We start from the raw sequence: 21,722 nt of genomic DNA, 5'->3' as shown, positions 1-21,722 counted from the left end.
GCCTTCTGGTACTCCCGCGCCTTGCGGTCGAGGTCGGTCGAGGACTCGGGGCCATCGGGGTCGACGCCCGGCTCGGTGCGACCAGCCTTGAACCAGGCCTTGACGGCGGCGACGACGGGGAGCCCAGGGAGGACCAGCTTCTCGAAGGAGTCGGGGGCCGCGGCCGCCATCTCCTGGACCTGGGCCTTGTTGTCCTCGTTGACCTTGCCCTCGTCGTCGGCGCGCTTGACGAGGTCGGCGACGCGGGTCTCGCGGGCCTTCTTCGCGTGCTCGACGGCCATCTCGGTCCGAACCTCGGCCTTCATGGCCTCGCGCTCGGCGACCACCTCGGCCTTGACGATGGCCTTCACGTCCGAAGCGGCCGCGGTGAGCTTTTCCTTCACCGTGTCGCGCTCCTGGATGACCTTCATGACGGCGGAATCGACGTCCTCTTGACTCGCACCGTCAGCGAGCCCGAGGGCCTTCATGGTCAGCGGGAGCTTCATAGGCTCCTCCTTTCGGCTCGCCTCTGCGGGCGAGGGTTGATGCGGGGATGCACTCGCCGCGACGGCGAGCTTCTTCATGGCGGGGTTGTTGACGAGGCCGCCGCCGCAGAGGTGGAACGGCCGGTGGAGGACGCGCCCATTCACGAGCACCCTGTTCCCCTGCTCGTCCTGGACCTCGACGGCGTGGTACTCAGGAGAGAAGTACTTCCACTCGGGGGGCTTCTGCCGGATGGCCGACTTCGCGTTGTCGTTCCAGCGGACCGCGGCGTGTACGCCACCGTCCGGGCCGACCTCGAAACGGACGACGTCGCCGGCGCGAGGCCCCGAGTGATCGTGTCCGTAGTTGATCCAGATCTCCTCGCCCTGCGCAATCTCGGCGTTCCCATCGTCGACCATCCGGCGGACGTTCTCGGGCGTGACCTCGAACTGTCGCCAGTCCTCGTCATCCATCTCCGGCCGCCCGAGGGGGAACCATGGGAACCGGGCGAGGCCGTCGGAGGATTCGGCGAGGTGGATTGCCGCGTCGAGGCGTTGAGCGGCTCCCGTCATCCAGTTCGTGGGGGACGGGACGGGCGGGGTGGCGGCCTTCACGCCGCCAGAGTCAAGGGAGGGGGAGGGGGCGCGCTAGATGGTCTGCGGCGCCGGCGCCGCAGAGTTGGGGTGGGTTACGGGGGTCTCCCGCGCGAGCGTGGCGTCACGCAGGGTTCGCGACATCGACGACAGGACGCGGTCCACGTCCCAGCCTCCTGGGGGGCGTCCGATCGTGCCGCCGTCCGCCGTCGGGAGGAACGGGACCTGTGCTCCGGGGGTGATGTTGAACCCGGCATCTTCAATCTCGGCGAGGGTCAGCTCTTGCGCTTGGCATCGGCAGTTGCTAATGGCGATGCTACCCGCTACCATCCACCCATGAGCCGTCTCAAAGTCAAAGACGTCCCCGTTGAAGGAGCCGTATCGAACCGACGTAAGCGTGTCTTCCGCGAGTGCCCCTCTGCCCGCAGGATGGTCTCCGGGCTTCCCGCCATCGCCGCTCGATACCAGGCCGGCGAGTCGATGAAGAAGCTCGCAGACGAATCCGGGTGCGCGCGAGACACCCTCGCTCGCCAGTTCCGCGAGCTGGGCGTGCCTCTTCGTGGCCGGAGCGATGCGGAGCGGGTCAAGTGGGCCAAGCTGAAGACCGACCCCGCCGCCGTCGAGCGCCAGTGCTCCAAGGCGTGGGCTGCCGTACGCGGCGCCGAGCGCCCACTCGACGTGCTCATCCGCACGGCGAAGACTCGCTACGAGCGAATGATCTACGTGAACAAGGGCGAGACGGAGGTAGCGGACGAGTTCCGCCGTCGCGGCTTTCGCGTGGAGCAGCAGCTCCCCGTGCTCTCGTTCAACCTCGACGTGGCGCTCCTCGACTCGCGGATCACCGTAGAGGTCCTTGGTTCGTCCGTCAGCCATCCGCTCGCGGGACGCCTCCGGAAGCGCGCCGAAAAGCTCGCCCGCGAAGGCTGGGCGACCGTGTACGTTGAGACGTGGCGCCGCGAGCCGGGTCTCACGAGGGCCAAGGATGCCGCGAACCACTTCGTCAGTCCGAAGCGGGTCAAGCCCGCCTTCTGCCCCGCCGACGTGGCTGAGTACGTCGTCGCCTTCGCGAAGGAGCTTCGCCGCGACCCATCCGCGCGGGGTCAGTACAGGGTGGTCGATGGTCAGGGTCAGCCGGTTTCCAGCCCGAGTCTGAATCCGCACGACGTCACCCGAGTAGCGGTAGCTGAACCCGCGGCGGATTGACCCGAGAATCGGCGTCTCAGCCGGGAAGCAGTTGTGCCCGAGCGGCGGAAGGAACGAGCGGGCCGCCGCGTCGTCCTTCCGGAACACCTTCCCGTGAAGCGCGGCGTGCGTCGGCCGAGTCCGGTCGTCGAGCGTCGCGTAGTAGCGCCAGAACGGGGCGATTTGCTGCCACTCCGGAGCCCACTCCGCCGAATAGCGCCCCCCGGCGAAGCTCGCCTGGGTGGCGTTCCGCATCACGAGCTCGGCGTAGGCCGGATCCCAGCGGTCGCCACCCGGACCCCGTCCGTGGTAGATCCGGACGCCAGCCCCGAAGCCGTCGAGGATCTTCTGCGCCTCGTTCTGCGTCCAGTCGGAGTAGGTCGAGCCGGCCGCCTGCGCTTTCGTGATGGATGCCTGTATCCGCTCGAGGAACTTCGTCTCCCAGATCCCGGCGAGCCCCCAGCCCCTCGAGTAGGCGTCCTCTCCGAAGGCCTGCAGCTGGGCCGGTGTCAGCGTCAGCCGCTTCTCCCAGACCTTCAGGACGCGCCGGAGCAGCTCCTGCATGTCACGGGGCCTTCGGCGGCTCGATCCCTACCTCGTGGGCCCACCCCGTGAGGAGGGCGTGCGCGATGACGCGCGAGACGATGTCGGCGGTCTCGGCCTGCCCTTCGTTCTGCATCTGCGCTTGGATGCGGATCCGGTTGCCCAGGTGCCCGAGGTCCCCGCCGTCCCGCTTCACCTCGGCGATGAGTGCCACGTAGGGCGCGAGGAGGGCCTTGCCGGCGCTCTCCACGCCCTCGACGGCCCACGCCTCGAGCTGGGCGAGCTGGGCCGCCTCGAGGGGTGCGGCGGCGGCACGGCGGGCAGCGTGCGCCTCTGCCTTGGCCGGGTCCTCGGGATCCTCGGTCCCTGCGTCGTCCTCCGGATCCGCCCCGGGGTCGCTCCCCTTGGGCCCGGTAGGCTTGCCCCCTGGCGCTGCAGGAGGTGCGACCGAGGCCGCCGGCGGCTCGAGGCACGGCTCGCCGTCCTCGGGCTGCGGGATGCCCGTCCGGGAGTGTATGAAGGCCACGGGGATCGTCTTCACGCCCGTCTTGGCGACGGCGGTCTCCATCGCCTGGAAGAACGTCAGGAGGTCGGCGTTGCGCCGGATCTCGATCGCAGGGACCGGCGTGTGCAGCGCCGCTGCCTCGGCGCCGAACGAGGCGGCGACGAGAGGTTTCAGAACCTGACGTCGGAAGAAGTCCTCGCAGATGGTGCGGCCGTAGCCCTCGACGCGCGTCTCGACGACGTCGAGGTGGACGCCGGTGCTTGCCTTGGACCCCGCACCGACCTGGATATCGGAGGTCTGCGTCGAGCCGAGGATGACCTTGGACTCGGAGCGCTCGCAGTGCCCGACGAGGTCGCCTTGTCCCTTCCCGGCCACTTCGAAGCCCTTCAGGAACTGGAGGTCGACGTCGTCCGGGAAGGCCGCGTAGCCGAGGTTTCCCATCCCCTTCAAGGCCTCGCGCAGCTCGGCGGCCGCCTTCTTGTCGCCGCGCTTGTACTTCGCCCAGCGGAACGGGCTCGCAAAAATCTCGATGTCGCGCGCCCACCACTCGAGGCCGTTCCGTGCGGTCAGCCACGGGGCGAGGCACCGCCGGAGCAGCCCGCAGCGATCGCGCCGGGTCACGTGGGACGACACGACGAGGGTAGCGATGCGGGGGCCGAGCTCCTCGACCGGGATGAGCTCGGACGAGTCCTCGCCGGGCTGCACGAGAAGGGCGTGGCGGTCGTAGGCCCACCGGAGACGGTCGGTCGGGGCCGGGGTGAGCGACTTGAGGCCGAAGCGGCCGCCGGTCGTGCGCTTCCAGACCACCTGGCACCCGCTGGCGCCCTCGAGGAGGCCGAGGAAAGCGTGCTCGATGGCGCGGTCGATCTGGAGGTCGGGGTCCATAAGCTGGTCGCGGCAGAACGAGGTGATCTCGAGAGCACGCTTTGCCGCGAGCGTTTTCCTCCCCGACCAGGTGTTCACCGACAGCGGCCACGGCGTGAGGTCGAAGGGCGCGGCCAGAAGCATCCCCACGGCCTTCGCGATCTCGGACGACAGATGCGCGTCGGTCGCCATCTCCGCCTTCAGGTAGGAGAGCTCGCGCGTGTCGCCCGTGGACGCCGAGGAAATGTACTGGTTGATCGTGGCCTTCGTGAACACCTGGCCGAGGCCGACGGGGTCGCGGTCGAACGGGCCCAGACTGAGCCAGCCGTCAGTGGGGGCGGAGGAGGAGGCGCGCTTGGGCGCCATACCGAGGAAGTCGCGGAGGCCCATCAGAACGTTGCTCCTTGGCCGTACTCGGCCCATTCGGTGGAGGGGGGGATGTCGAGGTCGAGGCGATGGTTCTGGTCGATGTAGGCCGCCACGCCAAGGACGTAGGCGTCGCCACGGTCCGGACTCCGCTTCAGGCGCTTTTTGATCTCGTCCTTGCTCTCGAGCCTGAAACGGCCCTTCGAGTCGAACGAGTACCGGACGCTCGTGAGGTCGGCGACGAGAACCGGGTCGGGAGGGACCGACACGAGCCCGGTGCGGAGCGCATCACGAGTACCACACCAGAGCTCCGTCCGACGGTTCACGTACCGCTCTTCGTCACGCGCGTTCTCGCCGAAGTTCTCCCCTTGCACTGGGAACTCCTGCTCGGCGAGGCGATCTGTGACGCCGCCACCGACACCCGTGTCGTCGACGTGCGTCCGGCGCGCGTTTAGGTTCTTGAGCTGCCCGGCGGTCTCCATCGTGTTCTGTCCCTGCCGGAACTCGGGCAGGGCCGGGTGCCCGCCCTCGTGGATCGGTACGATCACCGTTTCGTCGGACCCGTAGCGAGCGACGTCGCAGCCGGCCGCGTCTGGACGGCCGGAGGGTTCGACCCATCGAGCAGCCGCCTCCTCGACGAGGGCCGTCGAGATGAGGACGTTCGAGCCGGCCTTAGGCCACTTCCCCAGGACGCGGAACCGGTACTCGTCCGAGTCGCGGCCGCCGTACTTCTTCAGGCGCTCCTGGACCCATTCATACGTCGCGGCGCCCGGGATGACGCTGCGGCGCTCAAGGACGTTAGGGTGGTTTTCCGACGAGATCTCGACGACGTTCCAGTCGCCCGAGTCACAGACGGTCTTGAACCTCGCGCTCGGGTCTGTCGGGTTGCCGAGCGCAAGAAACCTGTCACCTGGGCTGACGGCGATCCCCTCGGCAGCATCCCAGATGCCGGGATCGACGCCCGTAGCCTCGTCGAAGATCACCATGACGGCGGGGGCGTGAACGCCCTGAAACCTCGTCGGCTCGTCGGTCGAGAGCCCGACGGCGAACCACTCAGGCCCGAGGTCGAGCCGAGTTGAGGACAGGTTCCCCCCGAGCGAGATGCGAGCACCGCCGTGAAGGCGGTTGATCTCCCGCCAGAGAAGCATCTCCACCTGGAACCATGTCGGGGCCGTCGTGATGACCTTCGAGCCGAACCGGGTAAGGAGGAACTGGAGAGCGAGGGCCGCCGCGATGAGGGTCTTCCCAACCCCGTGCCCGGCTGGCGCCGCGGTCCTGCGATTGTCGCGGACGCTCTCGACGACGCGCGTCTGGTCGGGCGTGATCAGACCGAGCCCGAGGACCTCGCGGAAGAATAGAAACGGATCCGCGCGAAGACGGGCGACGGCAAGCTCGGCATCGCTCACCTCGATGGCCCCTTCGCCAAGGCCGCGACGAGGCCGGCGAGGGAGGAGACCTGGAGCTCTAGCGTCCCCTTTACCTTCCCCTCGGTCCTGTCGGCGATCTCGGCCGCGGCAGAAACACTCGTCGCTCCGAGCCACATCCTGGCCGCGGTGACGTACGCAATGAGCAGCGGCCGCTTCCCCCAGCCCTTGGGCTTCTTACCGCTGGCCACCTCCTCGATCTCGGAAAGCTCGAGCTTCGAGACGATCGCATAGGCCTTCGAGAGCGGAAGAAAGCCCTTCGGGAAGCCGCCCGGGTTGCCGGAAACGCCGGGAGGGAAGTCGGTCAGCATCCCTCGCCCGTTGGGACCTGGCCGCGGGGGCTTTCGCTGCTTTTGAGCGCCTTCCACGCCCCCACCCTGAGGCGTCACCGGGGCTCCGTCGAGACGGTCTGAGGCGCCGGCGCCGCAAAGTCATCGCCGAACTTCCGCTCGAGGTAAATCGTCGGGGCGTCGTCGCAGAAGACGATCTCGATCGTCCAGAGGATCTTTTCGCAGCGACGGCAAGGCCAGGACCGGTAGACGAACGTCTCGGCCGGCGTCACCTGCTCGGCCCGCTTCCCGTCCGTCAGGTCCCTTTCGCCGCAGTGGGGGCAGAGGGGCCATGCCATCAGGCGGCCATCCGAACCCCGGAGGCGACTTCTCCCACCTTCGGCCAGATCGCGTTTCCCGGAGCCTCGCTCAGAGCAAAGGTAGGAGGGAGTCCCCCATACCCCCTTACTCCGGGGTATGGGCTCCTACCTTCCAACCGTTTGCAAGGCCGGAGGACTCTCCGGGGTTCACTCCGGGGTTCTCCGGGGTTCGTTCTCACTCTACTTTTCCTCACGCTCCGCCTCCTTCTTCGCCGTCATCAAGTGCCACTCGATTCCTCCCCCGCGACCCTCGCGCTTCTCGGCGCGGATCGTCCCTGCGGCCTCCATCGCTTCCTTCGCTGCCTTGAACTCCGACCCACTTAAACAGGCCGCCGACCTGACCTCTGCCCCCGACATTGGTCCGCCCTTCCGGAGCGCCTTCGCGAGCTTCTCGACCCAGGCGCGAACCCTCTTGTCCCTAAGAATCGTCTCGTCCGCCTCAGCCGAAGCAGCGAGGGCGCCCGCGTCGAGCTCGGTGTACGTGGCCTTATCCCGGTTCAACGCCATATAGAACGGCTCGAGGCGGGCACCGCGACCGATTCGGTTCTTCGGCACTTGGACCTTCACGCGGTCGTCACCGTCGGGCGCGAGGAAGAGGAAGAGGTCGGCCATGTGCTCGAGTTGGGCCGTCTCAGCCCCACTCGAGAGCGGGTCCGCCTGGTCGTCCTCCTTCTTCGCCCGGTAGGCCCCGCGGTTGCTCTGGGAGAGCAGGAGGGCCACCGCGCCGCGACGGCGCGCCGCGGCCTTCACCATCCGGCAGACCGCGTCGACCGTGAGGCGGCGGTCGAGCTTCTTGGAGGCCGCCGCGGCGAGCCTGACGACCTGGGCGGAGTCGATGACCCAGAGCTGCGGGCGGCCGTCTGCCCGGGTCGCCATGCCGTCCAGGAAGGCCTCTAGGGAGGCGTCCTCGGCGTCCGGGTCCATGCAGTGGATCCGCCCGCGGTAGCCCTCCAGTGCGGCCGCGGCGTTCTGGATGACGGTCGGATCTGCCGACTCGAGGTACTCGCGATCGAACCCGAGGTGCTGGGCCATCCGTATGACGCCCGCCTCGAGCCCTTCGTCCGCGAGGTAGAGACCGACGGCTACCTCGGGATGCCGCTGCGCTACGCTCGCGGCGATCTGGATCGCGAGGCCAGTCTTCCCCGCGCCTGGTCGACCGACCATGACGGCGATGCGTCCCCGTGGGAGCCCGCCTTTCGTCAGATGATCGACCGTCTGGACACCCGTCGAGTAGCGCGTCGAGACGTCCTTCTGGCGCCGCAGGACGTCGGCGGGGTGCTCCCAAGTCGACCGGTCGCCCTCGCCCGTCCACCTGGAGATCTCGCCGCGGCACGCGGCCAGCTTCTCGAGCAACCCCGCCTCGCTCTGGCGAAGGGTCTTCAGGACGTCGTCATCGGGGCCAAGGAGGCGTAAGCCGTCCGTCATCACGCCACCCACATGGCGTTCCTGCGAAGGGCGGCTGCGCCCGCGACGATTCGAGCGTAGGCCCGGATCGACCCATCGTCGGCCGCCCCGACCGTCGCCGGGCCAAGGAGGTCGGAGATGGCCTTCCACCACGGGACGGCGGTCCCGCCGGGCAGCCACGGATGCATGACCAGCTTCTTCTCGAGCTCGTCGACGACGGTGATCACGTCGATCGTGGTTCCGACGAAGGCGAGCTTCCGCATCGTGGTCAGGACTGCCGCCCTCGCCGGCGTTGCGAAGTCGTCCGCACGAAGCCGCTCGCAGGCCTTCAGGCCCTCGGCGCCGACCAGGAGGAGCACCCCAAGAAGGGCACACTCCGCCCGGTCGGACGTCTGGGGGTCGCCGGGCGCCTGGCTCCAGTCGTACGCGATGCTCATCGGCCTGCCCCCCCCGCGGCCCCACGCCGCGCGAACACCTTGTCGAGCAGGATCCCGGCCTCGCCCTTCGTTAGGGGCTCGCGGAACGGGACCCGGAACTTCTTCAGGAGGGCGACCTGTTTCTCCGAGGCCGGATCCCTCCTCCACCGGGCCTTAGGGTCCGTGAACGCGCGCGGGGTCTCGGACGTCAGCCGGAGATCGACGAAGCGGACCGCCTCAGCCAGGGTCGAGAAGTCGGAAGTGACATCGAGCGTCTCAGGCCGGACGAGCTCGCCGGGCACGTGGGCCGGCCGCCGCCGAATGACCAGGTGAGCGTGCCCGAGCATGTCGGTCGTGACCCACGCGCGGAGCTCGCCGACCCGGAGGCAGATCGCCCCCTCGCCGACGGAGACCCAGGAGAGGGCGGAGAGGCCGGCAACCTCGGGGGCGGTCTTCGGCTGCCAGAAGAGGGAGATCTTCCGGTACTCGTTCGCGATCGTCTCGAGGTCGGCCAGCGTCTTCGCCTTCGAGAGCTCTTCGAAGGGAAGCCCCTCCTGGACGAGCTCCTTCACCCTGGCACGGGCCTTCGTCGCGGACTTGCCGGCGAGATCGAGTCCGGTCGGCAGCCCGAAGAGCGCGGCCGCGTTCGCGAGGGTGTGCTTCGAGGAGACGTCCACCAGGTCGATCACGAGGAGGTCGACCTTCCTGGCGAAGAGGCGAGTGCCCCTCCCAATCATTTGAGTATACAAAACGCGGCTTTTGGTCGGTCGCGCGAGAATTACCGCAGAAACAGAGGGCTCATCGTATCCCTCTGTTGCAATCCCCACATTGACAAATACACGCGGGCCGGGTTCTCGCATCCACGCGAAGGCCGCGGCGCGCTCGTCGTCCGGCGTCGTCCCGTCGACGTGCCGGGCATCGACCCCGGCCGCGAGGAAGGCCTCGGTCAGGTCCTTCGAGTGCTGCACATCGGCCGCGAAGACGATCCCCTTCCTGTCCGCCGCGTGGTCGAGGTACGCCTTCACGATCCGGCCGTTGCGGTCCGACGTGTTCACCGCCTCGGCCAGCTCGCCGACCCTGAAGTCCTCGCGGGTCGCCGTGACGCCGTCGAGGTTCACTCCGGTCGCCACGGCCAGAGCCCGGATGTCAACCAGGTAGCCGCGGTTGATCGCGTCGGGCAGCTCGAGGGAATAGACGACCTTCTCGTACACCTTCGAGAGGTCGGCTCCGTCCGCGCGGAAGGGTGTCGCCGTTACCCCGAGGAGGAGCGGGCCACCGAGCTTCCCCGCGCCGAAGTGCTCGATGACGGACTGGTAGGACTGGGCGCTGGAATGGTGCGCCTCGTCGATCACGACGGCGTCGAACAGGCCCGACGGGTACCGCGTGAGACGTCGGCTTCCCGCCCGCCCGATCGTCGCCACGGAGGCGCAGACGGCGTAGCCGGTGCCGGCGAAGAGCGCCCCGTCGAAGGCAGAGAGGGTGCCGACGTCGGCCCACCGGTCCGCCTGGTCCACCTGGACCGTCAGACCGGGGTTCCAGTGGCGCAGCTTGTCGGCGGCCTGGTCGAGCAGCTCCTCGCGGTGCGCGACGACGAGGAGACGCCGGAGGCCGATGGAAGGGAGGTTCGAGAAGACGCAGGTCTTGCCCGTCCCCGTCGGCAGGGAAACGAGCTGCCGGCGGCAGCCCGCGGCGAGGGCCTTCTCGACGGCCCCGAGAGCGCCCTCGCGGCCCTGGTAGTCGCGGAGGGTGAGGGTCACGCGCCGGCCGCTGTCCGCCTTTTTGTCCGTGTTGGGGTGCGAAACGGGCGCCTCACCCGTCCCTGCGATACCCTCTAAGTCACTGTGTTCACGTGGTCGACCATCGCACCCGGGGACATCAATGGCGGAAGCGTGTGGGAGTCGAAGGAACCCTCCGTCGGCTTTCAACGCGCCTTCTCCTGCGAGTCGTCCGTGTTCTGTCCGTCTTCGGGGTAGCCGGAGACCATCCGGAGCGCGTCCGCGATGTCAGCTGAGGTCACGATCGAGTAGCGGTCGAACGTCGACCGGGTCCGGTGCCCAGAGATCGACATGATCGTCCGCTCGGGAACGCCGGCATCCCGCAGGACCCGGATCGCCGAGCGCCGCAGGTCGTAGATCAGGAGCGAGGCCGGGAGCTTCGCCGCCTCCAGTGCCCTCGACCATTCGCCGTACCAGCCCTTGGAGACGCCGCCGTTACTGCGCGTCGCGGCCTTCCCGGCGTTGTGGAAGATGAACGGGCAGCCGAACGCCTTGCGGGCCTTGCGGCGGGCCAGGACGGCCTTGACGGTCCCGACGACGGGGAGGACTCGGGAGTGCCCGATCTTCGCCCCCGACGCCTCCAGGCGCACGACGCCGGCCTTCTGATCCCACGAGGTCCAGCGCAGGGACCCGATCTCGGCCGGACGCATCGCCGTCGCACCGAAGAACTCGAGGAAGTCGCGCAGGTCGGGGTCGACGACGGCCGCGAACAGCCGAGCCATCTCGTCCCGCGTCAGGAACCCGGTGCGGACGTTCTCCTGGCGGGCAGGAAGCGACCTGACGGCCGGCGTCCAGGCGATCCATCCGTCTGCGTGAGCCTGCCGGACGGATGCGCGCAGGAGCTCGAGCTCGCGGTTGATCGTCGCCACGGCAGCCTTCGCGCGCTTCCGGGCGGCGACGTACCTCGAGACGGTCTCCGTCGTTATCGTCGTGATCCGCTCATGGCCGATCTCCAGAATCAGCACCTTCGCGTGGCTCTGAAGAGGACGAATCGAGCGCAGGCCCCGGGACTCGGCCCCGACGAGGTACGCCTCGACGATCCTCTTCACGGTCATGCGCGATGCATCGGGGCCGGTGTAGGGACGGAAACCCTCCCGGTGCGCCAGGACCTCGCGGACGCGCTTGGCGAGGGTGCGCCGGGCCTCCTGCTCGGTCTTTCCCCCCGCCTCGCGCACCTCGCGGATCCGGCCGCGCACCGGGGCGTAGTAGGCAATCCACCAACGCGAGCCGCGCTTGAAGACACGCCCGTCGCCGTAGGGAGTCATCAGCTTGCCCTCCGGAGATACTTACGGAGACCGGCCCGTGAGAAGCGCAGGCGCCGGCCCTCGCGAACGGTGAACGGGTAGCGGTCGGCCTCGCGGTAGAGGGTCGCCGCTGAAATGCCCAGGAGGGGCGCCGCCTCCAGGGCGTTGATCAGGCCATCGTCCTCCTCGGGCTGCGCGAACAGAGCGCGGGCCATCGCCTCGAGGCGGGCGCAGTCGCCGACGATCTCGAGGAGCCGCGAGCGCGGCGCCTCGCGAATCGACTCTTCGAGCGAGCGGATGGCATCTTCGGTGGTCATGGAGCCTCCGTGTGCGCCGGGCACCAGTCGGTCCCGGGGCGGACGCGGTTCGTGTGAGCGACGCAGAGCCCGGCATCGCAGGTGCCACCGCCGGGCTTCGGGTGGTCGCAAAGAAGGGCCGCCTCGGTCCGGCGGCCGTCCTTCAGGCAGACGACGCAGAAGCGACGAGGCGCCGGCTTCCCACGACCGCGCGAGCAGACGATGGCGCGGACCTCGCCGTCGGCCGAAGTGAAGACGCGGCAGGTCACGGTTGCGCGTCCTCGATGTTCAAGTCGAAGAGGTGAAACACCAGACCGAGCGATTCGAGCTGGAAGGTGCCAACGAAGACGGACCCGGCGATCCCGCCAACCGGGTGGCCCGTGCCGGCGCACCTGAAGACACGCCGCGCTCTCGGTAGGGCGGGGTCCACGAAGGCCCACATGAAGGGCTCGCCTCTCTGCGCCGCGACCGAGAGCACCTTGGCTCCGCGCGGCATCTCCACGACGAACCTGTCCTCGATCTTGACGGGGAACTTCCAGATAGTCGTCACGGCCATCGTCCTCCGGTCACGCTCCGGAGTACGGCGTCCCGCTGCTCCTGCGTCAGTGCTGCATGCGCGCGGCGGGTCTCCTCGCGCTCGCACTCAGCGTGGACCAGCTCCGTCTCGGACCTGACCTCGCCGGGCCAGTAGACGCCGCCGCCCGTCCACAGAGCCATCTTGTCGGCGCCGGGCTCGCCGCAGAGACCACAGATGTCGGGGTTGAGCTCGGGGTCGCTCACCTCTTCCTCCGGTGCTCAGCCGCGTTCGGACACGTCGCAAAGTGGCAGGTGAAGCCGGACTCCGACGAGCCCTCGGCCCGCACGATCTTTGCGGCGAGCGGCGGGTGCGTCGTGTCGTCGAGTGCCCACTCACCGGCCGGCGTCGGCTTCGCATCGAACGGGCACTTCTTCCCGCTCGCCGTCTCGGCCCAGAGAATCGGTGCACCGCAGGACCGGCAGGCGGAGAGCTTCATGCCGCCGACCTCGCCGCGTACTGCTCGGCCGCCGTGACCGCGATCCAGCGGGCGTCGGCCTCGTCGGCGCCCTTCTTCACGGTCAACGAGAGGTCCCATCGTGCGTTCGCCGCGTCGACCATTTCGGGCTTGCCGGAGTTGCCCTTCCCCGTGGCCGTGCGCTTCACGTGCGCCCAGGGGATTGCGTAGTACGGGATGCCTGCCTCCTGGCAGATCCGCATCAGGTGTGCGGTGATCCCTCCGTAGACATGGGCCGCCGCCGTCCCCGCGTGCATCTGCACCTCCTCGAAGGCCACGAGCTGCACCCCCCGGAGCGCCTCGCGGAAGAAGCGCTCGAAGTGGACGTAGCGCATCCCGCCGCCCTCGAATCGCCGAGTGCTCAGGTCCCACGTCCCGGCGTGGACGACATCGCCGCCGTCCCAGATGGCGAACCCGCACGACGTGCCAGGGTCGATCGCGAGGATGCGCACGGTCAGCTCGCTACCGCCCGGAGCTCGGTCTTCGTCACGTCGCCCTTCTTTGCCTCCTCGAAGAGCGAGAAGTTCGGGTCCTTCGTCGTCGCCTCCTTCACGAAGGACATGATGTCGGCCTTGTAGCAGCCGTGGTTCCGGATGACCTCGTTGAACTCCTCGACGTCGTGCTTCCGGAGGCGCCACTTCCGCTCGCCGTGCCCGTCGTAGGCGAGCTCGCCGTTCGAGTCGAGCGCCTGGTCGAGGTGGCAGAGCTCGTGGTGGACGAGCGCAAGCCGCTGCTCGTCTTTCAACCTCCGCCAGAAGTCCTGGTTGAGGAGAACGATCGCGTCGAGCGAGTGAAGCTGGCGCTCGAGCTCCGAGCACTTCTTCATCCGCCCGAGGGTCACGACGCCGTCCTTGTCGGGCTTCTTTCCGACCAACCAGGCGGCCCCGATCCGGGCCGGGGAGAGGTCCTTCTTCCAACGCTTCAGCACCTCGGCGATGAACTTGAAGACGCTCTTCCCCTCGACGGTCTCCTTCGAGATCAGGTCGTAGGTCTTCTTCGGCTCGGACTTCATGCGGCGGCCTCTGGCCATGGCTTCTACTTCTCGGGCTCAGCGCCCGACGGGTGGGGTTGTGGTGTGGACGGTCGACGTGGTCTGCGCGAGGGGCGTGCTCCCCTTCTCGATGCACCACGGGCACAGGTGCCGGAGCGGGTTCTTCCCGGTCCGCCAGCCGCCCTCGGCGGCCCGCAGCTCGGCCTCGACAGGCATGAGCGAGCCGGCCGTCTCGACGCCGCAGGTGTCGCAGCGGATCAGGTAGAGCTTCGCGGGGACGGCGCGGAGGGACATCAGGCCTGCCCCCCCATCTCTGCGCGCGCCGCAGCGATAGCGCCGTTCAGTTCAGACATCCGCTCGTGTGAACCGCCTCGGTCGGGGTGGGCCTCGCGGGCAAGCTCGCGATACCGCAGCTCGACGGCGGCAAGCGTCGCCGCGCAGCCCTCGAAGCCGTTGAACCCGAGAGCAAGACGCCACGGTCGCGGTGCGACGACCGCCGCCGGCAGGGCGGCGAAGCCTCGGAAGGCGGCCTCGAGCATGTCGCCGCTCCCCCAACGCTCGATTCCGCGGAGGGCCCCGATGGTCTTCCCGAACGCGTAGAGGTTGTCGTGCGTCCGGTTCCACCGATCGCACGCCATGACGACCTTCTTGCCCTTCAGGTCGAAGTAGACGGCGACGCCCGGGTCCGTGACCGAGACGTTCGCGCGAGGGAGCCCGTCGTTTCGAAGCGGGACGTTCGTCGAGATGATCAGGTTCCTGCCGTTGAGCCGCCGGACCTCCTCCCGGAGGAAGTTGAGCGCCGCGCCGAATCCGGTCTCGAACCTCGAGCGCTGCATCCGGTAGCTCGGCGTCCTCGGCCGGCCCTCGGGCCAGTAGAGCGGGAAGGCCTCGACGGTAGTCGTGTTTGCCATCAGGCTGCGACCCCCTCTTCCGCCGCCGGCAGCGTCCGGACGGCCAGCTCCCCCGACCCGACCCGGCCGACGACGAACTGGAGGCCGGCGCTCGCCGCGGCCGCCTCGAAGGTCCGGTACGTCTCCTCGTCGAACCGCTCGAGGCCGTCGGCCACGATCAGCCCGACCTTCCCCGCGCGGAGCTTCGCCACCTGGAAAGCGACCTCGATCTGCCGGGCGGAGTTGATCCGCTCGAACGGCAGGCCGTCGACGAAGACGCCGCCCTCGCGGATCTCGAGGCCCTTGATCGGCAGCTTCTCGAGGAGCGAGCCCTTGAGGGCGTCGATCCGCTCGAGGGCCTCCGTCAGGCTCTTCGCGTCGGTCTCCGCCTTCTCGGCGTCTCGCTCGGCCGCGGCGAGGATCTCCCGCGTCTTCTCGGCGCGGGCGTGCTCCTTCGCGCGCTCCTCTGCGCGAGCGATCTCCTCGCTGAGGGCCTTCGCCGGCACGCCAAAGGCGGACTCGGCCGCATCGAACGCGACGAGCCTGCCCGCTGCGATCCTGTGGCACGCCGCCTTCTCCTCCTCGGCCCGTGCGTCCGCCTCCTCCCGCGCGCGCTCCTTCACCCGCTCGAGGGCCGAGTCGCGCTCGCGCTCGATCGTCCGGATGCGCTCGGCGGCGTCCGCTCGGATGGCGTCGAGCTCGGCCTGGGCGTTCGCCTTGATTGCTTCGACGGCGTCGGTCTTCGTCCTTGAGGCCGCCTTCTCGCACCGCGCCGCCTCGCCGTCGGCGGCGAATACCGCTTCGGCGCGGTTCTTATGGAGTTCCGCACGCTTTGCCCGAAGCTCGCCGAGGTCGTCGGCCGCGTTCGTCTCAGGCGGCAGCGTCTCCCGGAGCTGGGTCGCCATCGCCTTCTTGTCCCGGGCCGTCCGGTTCTGGCCCGTCCGTTCGTCGAAGAGCGCCTTTCTGACGGCCTCGAGGCGGTCGAGGCCCGATGCCCCGGCCGGCAGCTTCCCCACCGCCACGGGCCGCCCGGCGGCCTCGCGGATGGCCGTCTCGGGCACGTCGAGCGCCATGACGTCGGCGAGGTACTCGGCCCGCTTCTGGGCCGGGCAGTTGATCAGGGCCATCGGGTCGACGCCGAGCGAGTCGACGAGCGAATCGACGAGGGCCTGGCCCTTCGAGACACGGCCGGCCCCCGGGAGGGAGACCTTCAGCGGCGAGGCGTCCTTGCCGATCGTCTTCATGATCTCGGTCCCGTCCTCGAGGACGAGGCGGACCGATCCCTTTTCGGCGCCGGCGCGGAGGAGGGAGCCGTCGTGTCCGCCCCTGACGGCTGACCGAACGGCTTCGAGGGTGGACGTCTTGCCGGTCCCGTTCGCGCCGGAGATCACCGTGACGATGCCGGGCCGGAACTCGAGGTGCTCGATCCCGAGGACGTTGTCGATGGTGACGAGGGAGACCTTCATCGCTTCACCTCAACCCCAGATCGCCCGTCGTGTCTTCGGCGGGCGGCATTTCGGTTTCGTCGTCGTCCTCCCCCGGTTCGCGCTCTCGCTCGGGGACTTCCTCCGCGTCGATAACGGGGGCCTCGGCCGGCGCACTGGATGCCTGCGGCGCATCCGGGGCGGCGGCGAGCGCGGGGAGCGCCGGCTGCTCATCCTCGGGCTCGACGAGGGCGCGGATCCGCGCCTCGGTCAGCACGCCGCGGAACTTCTTCCCGGCCTGGATGTAGCCGGCGAGGAGGTCGAGGTTCTCCTGGCTCAGGTTCGGGATCAGCGAGACGACCGGGAAGACGGTCGGCTCGCCGGGCTTGTTGGACTTCACCTTCTCGATCCCGAGGTCGAAGGGGATGTTCTGTACGGTCCCTGCCATCTCCAGGACCTGGTCGAACGTGTCCCGGATCGCCGGGATGGAGCTCTTCGCGCCCAGCGTCCTGAACTGCCAGAGGCCGAAGACGGAGGGGATCTTCGGGAGGATGAAGGAGAGCGTCAGGGAGGCCTTCGGCTTCCCGTAGCGCTTCTCGACCTCCTCGAGCGAGGTCTGCCCGAAGACGTACTCCTTCTTGTTCGTCGACCAGCACCGCCACGTCTCACCGTCACCCTCGGCCAGGAGGCGGCCCTTGTCGTCTCGGACCTCGTAGCGCTCCGAGCAGACGTCCTCGACGCGGTTCGAGAAGAAGACGATCTGGATCCGGTTCGGCTTCGGGCCGTAGACCTGGTGGAAGACCTCGGCGTACTTCCCGGCGGCGCGGAACCAGTCGATCGAGGTGGGGAACTCCTTCCCTGTCTTCTGGCTGATTGCTTTCAGGCCGATCTTGATTCGCCCGAGAAGCGGGAGCTTGACGCCCGTGCCGATCTCGGGCTCCAGGCGCTTCACGATTCGTCCGACTGCCACGGTGTCCTCCTTCAGGCGGCCCGGCGCATCTCGTGCACCTGGGCGAGGTGGAGCTCGAGCGGCTTGGCTTCCCAGCAGGAGGCCGGATCCTGGTCGAGAGAGACCGTGCCGCCGATGGAGATGCGCGTCCGGGTCTTGTCGGCCTCGCGCGCGCGGAACTGCTCGAGCAGGTTCGGGAAGATGTTCGCGAGGGGGGCGTCCGTGACGTCGCTGAACCGGTAGAGGCCCTTGCTCTTCTCGTTCCAGTCCTTCGCTCCGTAGAGGCAGACGCGCGTTACGGGCGACTCGGGGAACTCCTCGTTCCAGAGCGCGGCGTAGGCGTGGCACTGGATCTCGCTCTCCTCGTAGAACGACGTCCGGTTCGACTTCCAGTCGACGTAACAGAGCTCGCGGGTGTAGGTCTTCTTCTTCCCGGGGCCGTTCCCCTGCTCCACGTCGAGCCAGGCGAAGAGGTCGCCGCAGCCCGCGTAGCCCATCGCGTCCGACGCGAGCGGGACCTCGATCCCGACGACTTTCGCGTTCTTCTCGCGGAGGAATGAGGCGAAGCCGACGAGGTCCTCGGCGAGGTCGCGGGCCCAACCGCCGGTGTCGCAGGGCAGGTGCCGCTCCTCGGCGTAGGACGCGACGACGCCCGGGAGCGCGTCGAGGTCGATCTGGCGGGCGATGACGAGCCGCTCGAAGAGCCGGTGCATCAGCGTGCCGTAGGCGGCCCGCTCGTCGCGGCGCCGCTCGGCGGCAGCCATCCCGAGCTCGGCGTACCAGGTCAAGAGGAAGTAGGGCATCGGCGTCGTCCGACGGATGACCGTCGTCACGCTCGGGTAGAGATTGGCGACTGCCTCACCGTCCGCGCCGGTGCCGAGGGTGTAGTAGTAGCGGAGGCCGGCCTCGTCGTAGCGGTAGAGGCGGCGAGGGGCCTCGCGGATGGCGTCGGCGTCGAAGAAGGACGCGGCGACCTCGCGGTCGATCGTCTCGGGCATGGGAACTCCTAAGCGGCGCGGGGGCCGCGATCGTTCGGGGTCTTGAACTTGACGACGGCGCCCCACGGAGCGCGCAACTCGTCGGGGAGCGGACCGCCGGGTGAGCCGTCGAGGAGGGAGGACTCGGAGGGGGGCTTCGCGCCGGGGAAGAGCGAATTCGTCAGGTCCTGGCCGGGTGTCGGGGTCCAAAGGAGACCGCCCGGCTCGTATTGCCGCGCAGCCTCCTCGGCCCGCGCCCGGTACGCTCGGCGGTCGTCCTCCCAGCGGAGCAGCGCATTGCGGCCTGTGCGCCAGTCGAGGTAGGCGCGGCGCCAGCAGTAGGTTGCGAAGAAGATCACGACAGCGACCGCGAGGAGGACCTGCACCCAGCCGTTACGGGCGATCTCGCGGAGGCCGGCACGGGTCTCTTCCGTGCCCGCGAGGTAGACGATGCCGAGCTCGACAGAGAAGAGGACGGCGAAAAAGACGACGCGACTCACGAGCGGATCCTCCGAAGCGCCAGGCCGACGAGGAGGACGGCGAAGAGGAGTCCGCCCCACTCGGTCAGCGTCGGGATGGAGCTCTGGGCGGGGCCGGACGGCGACGCGCAGACCACCTCCCACTGCGAGGTATTCGGGATCGGCAGAAGGCAGCACCCCTCGACAGGGACGCCGACCTCGCAGGGGGGGATGGCGGGCGCACGGGTGGCGGCGGGGTTCATGACTTCTCTCCTTCGGCGAGAAGACGCGCGAGGCGCTCCCGCGAGCACTCCGAGAGGAGGACCGCGATTGCGTGCGCGTATTCCGGGCGCTTGCACGTCGCCCAGGGGTCGCCCTGCACCGGCACGACCTCGAAGCCGCGGCGAGCCGGGAGGGCGCGGAAGGTGGGGGCGTGGAGTTCAGGGAGGGTGCTCATGCCTATCCCTCGGCCTTCGCGATGGCCGCGAGGATTGCGTTCGGGTCGCCCCCGCGGATCTGTTTCCCGAATCCGCCGCAGAAATAGCAGGCGTCGCCGGGCGAGCGGGGATCGTCCTCGCCGGTCCCGTCGCAGGCCTCGCACTCGACGATCTCGAAGTCCCGCAGCGCCGAGAGGAGGTCTTCGGATGCGATGAGACGGTCCGCGTCGGCCTTGTCGTGGACGATCCCTACCCGGCGGCCGACGCCGTCGATGTCGCGGACGAGCTCCCAGCGGTCGCCGAAGCGACAGGCACGAAGAGCGCTCACGACGCGACCTCGAACCCGCCCGGCACGGCGATGAACTTCCGCAGGATCTCCCCGCGCCCGTCCTCGCCGCGCCGTACCGTCAGCTCCGATGCGGCGAAGGCGTGCCCGTGCTTGCAGCAGCCGCACGGTTCGGGGTTGACGATGCCACCCTCGGTCTCCGCGTTGACCACGCGGAGGCGCGGGGCTACTCTGTTCGTGTTCACCGTTGGTCTCCCTTTCCGGCCCCCGTTACAGCGGGGGCCCTCGTGTCTTTCGGCGGACGCTCCACGTGGTAGCGCTTGATCAGCCGGCGCGCTCGGCGAGAGAGCGCCGCAGCGGCGATGGCGAGCTTCTGGAGCTCGATGAGAACGACTTCCTCGCTCATCGCCCGACTCCCGCCAGCCGCCCGAAGAGCGCCAGCGTCGCCGTATCCCTCGGCTCATCCGCCGCGGCGACACCGAGCCCGAGCGCGGCCAGCAGCACGTCGATCCGGGTCCGTGTCTCCGTGAGCGCTGCGGCCACCTGAGAGGCTTCGGCGGGGGTCACGACCCCGTCGGCCAGCCCCTCACCGAGACGCTCCTGAACGGCCGCCACGGCCGCGAGTAGCGATCCGTTGACGGCGAGCAGCCCCGAGGCGTCGCGCGTCTCGTCGGGCCGCGGTATCGCGGCCAGCCCAATCAACCTGAGGAGGTCGTCGGCAAGGTCACGCCGGAACTCGAGACGGATTTCGCGGAGCCCCTCAACGGCCAGGACGAGCGGCGGGCGGACGTGGCGGCACTGGAAGGCGTCGTCCATCGTCGACTTCGGGATGCCGGTCCGTGTCTGGATGTCCTCGCGACAGCCCGTCGGCAGTGCCTTGACGAGCCGCCGGAACCACGCGTCGACATGCTCCGACTCGGCGGCGAACTCTCGGAGTGACGCCGTCGCGGCGCCGGGGCATCTTGCCGTCATATGGCTAGACCGCTTCCCTCGTCCCGCTCCCCGCCATCCTCTTGCGCTCTAGCCTCTCCTTCCGGCAGGCACGGCACACTCGGTCCTTGCCATTTGGCGACACGTTCGCTCCGGTCATCGGATGCCCCTTCCGACAGAAATCGTGCGGCTTGCAAACGTTGTTGAAGGGGAGGCCTCGTACGAGGTTCTCCTTGAACGTCACCGCCTCGAGATGAGCGGGATTGACGCACCTGCGGTTCCGGCAGGTGTGGTCTGGTTCCAAGCCGCGCGGAAGCCTTCCTTTGTAGATCTCGTAGGAGATGCGATGGGCAGGATATCCACGCTTGCCAACCTTGAATTGGCCGTATCCAGAGGTGATCGTGCCCTTCCAGTTCCAGCACCTGTCGTCGCCGTCCATCTCGAAGGAGCCGAGGAACCGGAGCTCCCACTTGTGGAACGTCTCGAACGGAATTGGCCTGGGGTTCGCCCGCGAGTACCGTTCCTTCGGTTCGTCGAGCTCCGAAGGAACGCGCTCAAGCACAGAAGCGGCCTCCACTACGGCGTCGTTCATGCGGCCACCGTCTCGCCCGGGGACAAGCGCCCCGGCCCCTCACACGAGCCGGGGCGCATCCCCAGGGATACACAGTGCTGGGCCGGGGTTACGGCCCCCTCCGCTATCGCTACTTCACAGGGCACCTCCGTTCTGGTGGGTGATGTGGTGGCTCGTGGTCTGGACTCGGGCCTCGTCCCGAGAGTGAAACGGATCTCGGCATGCGCGAAATACGGATCGGCGGCGGGGCGCTCGATCCTCGCGATGACCTCGATGCCCGGGAACTGCCGGACCCTGTCCCGCAGCCAGAGCACCCAGGACTCCCGCCGGGGTTTCATGATCCCCGCGGTGAACGTCCCGTCGCGGTGCGCGGTGACGGCGATCCCCTCGGCCTGGAGTCGCGCGCGGATGGTGGCGGCGTCCACGTCAGGCCACCCGCTTCCGGAGGTTGGACCGCGCCCTGGCGAGCCTCATCGCGGCGTTGTAGTGCCGGTTCGCGACCTCTCCGAGCCGGTCCTGCTCGGCCCTCAGCCGCTTGATCTCCTCGTCGATCTCCTCGGTACGCGCCTGCGCGTCGTAGCGGGCGGAGTCGTGACGGTCGAGCGCGACGCCCAGCGAGTAGTCATCCCAGCGGCCGGCGATAGTGCTCATGGCTCAGGCCGCCCCGCCCCGGGTCGTCCGCTGGCGGCGGAGCCACTCCTCGCGGTGCTCCGCATGGCGACGGCGGTTCTCCTGGCGCGCGGCCTCGACGAGGGGGTTCATTGCCTCGAGGGCCACCGATGCGCTGCCCGCCCGCATGTAGGCGGCGGCCACGTCGTCAGACGTCGGGCCGTGGGTCGCCTTGGCCGCGGCCTCGAGCTGGGCCGCGTAGCGGTAGAGGGCGCCCTGGGCCTCGAGGGCGACCGAGAGCGGGAGGGTAACGGTCGGCGCCTCGGGCACGGGCGGTGTGCTGAAGACGCGCGGGGCGGGAGGCGGCACGGGGGCGAGGCTCGCGTCGAGGGCGTCGAGCTGGGCAGCGAGGGAGGAGCGGAGGGCCGGCGAGAGGGCGGACACGG

General features: G+C 68.9%; 32 protein-coding genes. All 32 read right to left on the bottom strand.

The window, feature by feature from the left end; genetic code table 11:
- On the bottom strand, positions 1–1,076 hold a 1,076-nt coding region (locus WC969_15015), incomplete at its 3' end, for a phage protease (protein MFA6031165.1).
- 33 nt (positions 1,077–1,109) lie between these two features.
- Positions 1,110–2,801, bottom strand: a complete 1,692-nt coding sequence (locus WC969_15010; protein ID MFA6031164.1) for a phage minor head protein — start codon at positions 2,799–2,801, stop codon at positions 1,110–1,112.
- Between the two features lies 1 nt (position 2,802).
- The gene (locus WC969_15005) at positions 2,803–4,539 is read right to left on the bottom strand and encodes a DUF935 family protein (GenBank protein ID MFA6031163.1); all 1,737 of its coding nucleotides are present in this window, start codon (positions 4,537–4,539) and stop codon (positions 2,803–2,805) included.
- Positions 4,539–5,921 carry a hypothetical protein gene (locus WC969_15000; protein MFA6031162.1) on the bottom strand — a complete coding sequence of 461 codons (1,383 nt, stop codon included), beginning with the start codon at positions 5,919–5,921 and terminating at the stop codon, positions 4,539–4,541. The genes WC969_15005 and WC969_15000 overlap by 1 nt, the downstream gene beginning before the upstream one ends.
- Positions 5,918–6,250 carry a hypothetical protein gene (locus WC969_14995; GenBank protein MFA6031161.1) on the bottom strand — a complete coding sequence of 111 codons (333 nt, stop codon included), beginning with the start codon at positions 6,248–6,250 and terminating at the stop codon, positions 5,918–5,920. The genes WC969_15000 and WC969_14995 overlap by 4 nt, the downstream gene beginning before the upstream one ends.
- 74 nt (positions 6,251–6,324) lie before the next feature.
- On the bottom strand, positions 6,325–6,567 hold the full coding sequence (locus tag WC969_14990) for a hypothetical protein (protein MFA6031160.1): 243 nt from the start codon (positions 6,565–6,567) through the stop codon (positions 6,325–6,327).
- Positions 6,568–6,768: 201 nt separating this feature from the next.
- Positions 6,769–8,013, bottom strand: coding sequence for an ATPase domain-containing protein (locus WC969_14985; GenBank protein MFA6031159.1), 1,245 nt, complete (start codon positions 8,011–8,013; stop codon positions 6,769–6,771).
- Positions 8,013–8,429 carry a DnaB-like helicase N-terminal domain-containing protein gene (locus WC969_14980; GenBank protein ID MFA6031158.1) on the bottom strand — a complete coding sequence of 139 codons (417 nt, stop codon included), beginning with the start codon at positions 8,427–8,429 and terminating at the stop codon, positions 8,013–8,015. The genes WC969_14985 and WC969_14980 overlap by 1 nt, the downstream gene beginning before the upstream one ends.
- Positions 8,426–10,165: a DEAD/DEAH box helicase gene (locus WC969_14975; protein ID MFA6031157.1), complete on the bottom strand. Its 1,740-nt coding sequence runs from the start codon at positions 10,163–10,165 to the stop codon at positions 8,426–8,428. Before WC969_14975 ends, WC969_14980 begins: the two co-directional genes overlap by 4 nt.
- Before the next feature lie 164 nt (positions 10,166–10,329).
- Positions 10,330–11,448 carry a site-specific integrase gene (locus WC969_14970; GenBank protein MFA6031156.1) on the bottom strand — a complete coding sequence of 373 codons (1,119 nt, stop codon included), beginning with the start codon at positions 11,446–11,448 and terminating at the stop codon, positions 10,330–10,332.
- Positions 11,448–11,744 carry a helix-turn-helix domain-containing protein gene (locus tag WC969_14965; GenBank protein ID MFA6031155.1) on the bottom strand — a complete coding sequence of 99 codons (297 nt, stop codon included), beginning with the start codon at positions 11,742–11,744 and terminating at the stop codon, positions 11,448–11,450. Before WC969_14965 ends, WC969_14970 begins: the two co-directional genes overlap by 1 nt.
- Positions 11,741–11,992 carry a hypothetical protein gene (locus tag WC969_14960; GenBank protein MFA6031154.1) on the bottom strand — a complete coding sequence of 84 codons (252 nt, stop codon included), beginning with the start codon at positions 11,990–11,992 and terminating at the stop codon, positions 11,741–11,743. The genes WC969_14965 and WC969_14960 overlap by 4 nt, the downstream gene beginning before the upstream one ends.
- On the bottom strand, positions 11,989–12,279 hold the full coding sequence (locus WC969_14955) for a hypothetical protein (GenBank protein MFA6031153.1): 291 nt from the start codon (positions 12,277–12,279) through the stop codon (positions 11,989–11,991). The genes WC969_14960 and WC969_14955 overlap by 4 nt, the downstream gene beginning before the upstream one ends.
- The gene (locus tag WC969_14950) at positions 12,270–12,503 is read right to left on the bottom strand and encodes a hypothetical protein (GenBank protein MFA6031152.1); all 234 of its coding nucleotides are present in this window, start codon (positions 12,501–12,503) and stop codon (positions 12,270–12,272) included. The genes WC969_14955 and WC969_14950 overlap by 10 nt, the downstream gene beginning before the upstream one ends.
- The gene (locus tag WC969_14945) at positions 12,500–12,736 is read right to left on the bottom strand and encodes a hypothetical protein (GenBank protein ID MFA6031151.1); all 237 of its coding nucleotides are present in this window, start codon (positions 12,734–12,736) and stop codon (positions 12,500–12,502) included. The genes WC969_14950 and WC969_14945 overlap by 4 nt, the downstream gene beginning before the upstream one ends.
- Entirely contained in the window at positions 12,733–13,089 is a 357-nt protein-coding gene (locus WC969_14940) for a hypothetical protein (GenBank protein ID MFA6031150.1), read from the bottom strand. Before WC969_14940 ends, WC969_14945 begins: the two co-directional genes overlap by 4 nt.
- Positions 13,090–13,208: 119 nt before the next feature.
- Complete coding sequence (locus WC969_14935; GenBank protein MFA6031149.1) at positions 13,209–13,784, bottom strand: putative metallopeptidase; 576 nt, start codon at positions 13,782–13,784, stop codon at positions 13,209–13,211.
- 18 nt (positions 13,785–13,802) lie between these two features.
- Positions 13,803–14,039, bottom strand: coding sequence for a hypothetical protein (locus WC969_14930; protein ID MFA6031148.1), 237 nt, complete (start codon positions 14,037–14,039; stop codon positions 13,803–13,805).
- Positions 14,039–14,656, bottom strand: a complete 618-nt coding sequence (locus WC969_14925; protein ID MFA6031147.1) for a J domain-containing protein — start codon at positions 14,654–14,656, stop codon at positions 14,039–14,041. Before WC969_14925 ends, WC969_14930 begins: the two co-directional genes overlap by 1 nt.
- Positions 14,656–16,101 (bottom strand): AAA family ATPase, encoded by a 1,446-nt coding sequence (locus tag WC969_14920; protein MFA6031146.1) that lies wholly within the window; start codon positions 16,099–16,101, stop codon positions 14,656–14,658. Before WC969_14920 ends, WC969_14925 begins: the two co-directional genes overlap by 1 nt.
- A 4-nt stretch (positions 16,102–16,105) precedes the next feature.
- On the bottom strand, positions 16,106–17,029 hold the full coding sequence (locus WC969_14915) for a hypothetical protein (protein MFA6031145.1): 924 nt from the start codon (positions 17,027–17,029) through the stop codon (positions 16,106–16,108).
- 11 nt (positions 17,030–17,040) lie between these two features.
- A complete protein-coding gene (locus WC969_14910) occupies positions 17,041–18,006 on the bottom strand; it encodes a PD-(D/E)XK nuclease family protein (GenBank protein MFA6031144.1) in 966 nt (321 codons plus the stop codon).
- Between the two features lie 8 nt (positions 18,007–18,014).
- Positions 18,015–18,485 carry a hypothetical protein gene (locus WC969_14905; GenBank protein ID MFA6031143.1) on the bottom strand — a complete coding sequence of 157 codons (471 nt, stop codon included), beginning with the start codon at positions 18,483–18,485 and terminating at the stop codon, positions 18,015–18,017.
- On the bottom strand, positions 18,482–18,706 hold the full coding sequence (locus WC969_14900; GenBank protein MFA6031142.1) for a hypothetical protein: 225 nt from the start codon (positions 18,704–18,706) through the stop codon (positions 18,482–18,484). The genes WC969_14905 and WC969_14900 overlap by 4 nt, the downstream gene beginning before the upstream one ends.
- Positions 18,703–18,900 (bottom strand): hypothetical protein, encoded by a 198-nt coding sequence (locus WC969_14895; protein MFA6031141.1) that lies wholly within the window; start codon positions 18,898–18,900, stop codon positions 18,703–18,705. Before WC969_14895 ends, WC969_14900 begins: the two co-directional genes overlap by 4 nt.
- A gap of 2 nt (positions 18,901–18,902) precedes the next feature.
- Entirely contained in the window at positions 18,903–19,208 is a 306-nt protein-coding gene (locus WC969_14890) for a hypothetical protein (protein MFA6031140.1), read from the bottom strand.
- Positions 19,205–19,411, bottom strand: coding sequence for a hypothetical protein (locus WC969_14885; protein MFA6031139.1), 207 nt, complete (start codon positions 19,409–19,411; stop codon positions 19,205–19,207). Before WC969_14885 ends, WC969_14890 begins: the two co-directional genes overlap by 4 nt.
- Entirely contained in the window at positions 19,408–19,572 is a 165-nt protein-coding gene (locus WC969_14880) for a hypothetical protein (protein ID MFA6031138.1), read from the bottom strand. The genes WC969_14885 and WC969_14880 overlap by 4 nt, the downstream gene beginning before the upstream one ends.
- Positions 19,569–20,138: a hypothetical protein gene (locus WC969_14875; protein MFA6031137.1), complete on the bottom strand. Its 570-nt coding sequence runs from the start codon at positions 20,136–20,138 to the stop codon at positions 19,569–19,571. Before WC969_14875 ends, WC969_14880 begins: the two co-directional genes overlap by 4 nt.
- A gap of 4 nt (positions 20,139–20,142) precedes the next feature.
- On the bottom strand, positions 20,143–20,688 hold the full coding sequence (locus tag WC969_14870; GenBank protein MFA6031136.1) for an HNH endonuclease signature motif containing protein: 546 nt from the start codon (positions 20,686–20,688) through the stop codon (positions 20,143–20,145).
- A 405-nt stretch (positions 20,689–21,093) separates the two neighbouring features.
- Entirely contained in the window at positions 21,094–21,318 is a 225-nt protein-coding gene (locus WC969_14865; GenBank protein MFA6031135.1) for a hypothetical protein, read from the bottom strand.
- A 3-nt stretch (positions 21,319–21,321) separates the two neighbouring features.
- Complete coding sequence (locus WC969_14860; GenBank protein MFA6031134.1) at positions 21,322–21,720, bottom strand: hypothetical protein; 399 nt, start codon at positions 21,718–21,720, stop codon at positions 21,322–21,324.
- Positions 21,721–21,722 lie beyond the last annotated feature (2 nt).

This window comes from Elusimicrobiota bacterium (assembly GCA_041660925.1).
Lineage (GTDB): Bacteria > Elusimicrobiota > Elusimicrobia > UBA1565 > UBA1565 > JBAZUV01.
This window is presented reverse-complemented; position numbering and strand designations above follow the sequence as displayed.

Coding starts and splice junctions, on each gene's coding strand:
- WC969_15010 (MFA6031164.1), bottom strand. CDS start 2,801: ATGCAGGAGCTGCTCCGGCGCGTCCTGAAGGTCTGGGAGAAGCGGCTG.
- WC969_15005 (MFA6031163.1), bottom strand. CDS start 4,539: ATGGGCCTCCGCGACTTCCTCGGTATGGCGCCCAAGCGCGCCTCCTCC.
- WC969_14995 (MFA6031161.1), bottom strand. CDS start 6,250: ATGCTGACCGACTTCCCTCCCGGCGTTTCCGGCAACCCGGGCGGCTTC.
- WC969_14990 (MFA6031160.1), bottom strand. CDS start 6,567: ATGGCATGGCCCCTCTGCCCCCACTGCGGCGAAAGGGACCTGACGGAC.
- WC969_14985 (MFA6031159.1), bottom strand. CDS start 8,013: ATGACGGACGGCTTACGCCTCCTTGGCCCCGATGACGACGTCCTGAAG.
- WC969_14980 (MFA6031158.1), bottom strand. CDS start 8,429: ATGAGCATCGCGTACGACTGGAGCCAGGCGCCCGGCGACCCCCAGACG.
- WC969_14970 (MFA6031156.1), bottom strand. CDS start 11,448: ATGACTCCCTACGGCGACGGGCGTGTCTTCAAGCGCGGCTCGCGTTGG.
- WC969_14965 (MFA6031155.1), bottom strand. CDS start 11,744: ATGACCACCGAAGATGCCATCCGCTCGCTCGAAGAGTCGATTCGCGAG.
- WC969_14955 (MFA6031153.1), bottom strand. CDS start 12,279: ATGGCCGTGACGACTATCTGGAAGTTCCCCGTCAAGATCGAGGACAGG.
- WC969_14945 (MFA6031151.1), bottom strand. CDS start 12,736: ATGAAGCTCTCCGCCTGCCGGTCCTGCGGTGCACCGATTCTCTGGGCC.
- WC969_14940 (MFA6031150.1), bottom strand. CDS start 13,089: ATGCGCTACGTCCACTTCGAGCGCTTCTTCCGCGAGGCGCTCCGGGGG.
- WC969_14935 (MFA6031149.1), bottom strand. CDS start 13,784: ATGGCCAGAGGCCGCCGCATGAAGTCCGAGCCGAAGAAGACCTACGAC.
- WC969_14930 (MFA6031148.1), bottom strand. CDS start 14,039: ATGTCCCTCCGCGCCGTCCCCGCGAAGCTCTACCTGATCCGCTGCGAC.
- WC969_14925 (MFA6031147.1), bottom strand. CDS start 14,656: ATGGCAAACACGACTACCGTCGAGGCCTTCCCGCTCTACTGGCCCGAG.
- WC969_14920 (MFA6031146.1), bottom strand. CDS start 16,101: ATGAAGGTCTCCCTCGTCACCATCGACAACGTCCTCGGGATCGAGCAC.
- WC969_14910 (MFA6031144.1), bottom strand. CDS start 18,006: ATGCCCGAGACGATCGACCGCGAGGTCGCCGCGTCCTTCTTCGACGCC.
- WC969_14900 (MFA6031142.1), bottom strand. CDS start 18,706: ATGAACCCCGCCGCCACCCGTGCGCCCGCCATCCCCCCCTGCGAGGTC.
- WC969_14895 (MFA6031141.1), bottom strand. CDS start 18,900: ATGAGCACCCTCCCTGAACTCCACGCCCCCACCTTCCGCGCCCTCCCG.
- WC969_14880 (MFA6031138.1), bottom strand. CDS start 19,572: ATGAGCGAGGAAGTCGTTCTCATCGAGCTCCAGAAGCTCGCCATCGCC.
- WC969_14875 (MFA6031137.1), bottom strand. CDS start 20,138: ATGACGGCAAGATGCCCCGGCGCCGCGACGGCGTCACTCCGAGAGTTC.
- WC969_14870 (MFA6031136.1), bottom strand. CDS start 20,688: ATGAACGACGCCGTAGTGGAGGCCGCTTCTGTGCTTGAGCGCGTTCCT.
- WC969_14865 (MFA6031135.1), bottom strand. CDS start 21,318: ATGAGCACTATCGCCGGCCGCTGGGATGACTACTCGCTGGGCGTCGCG.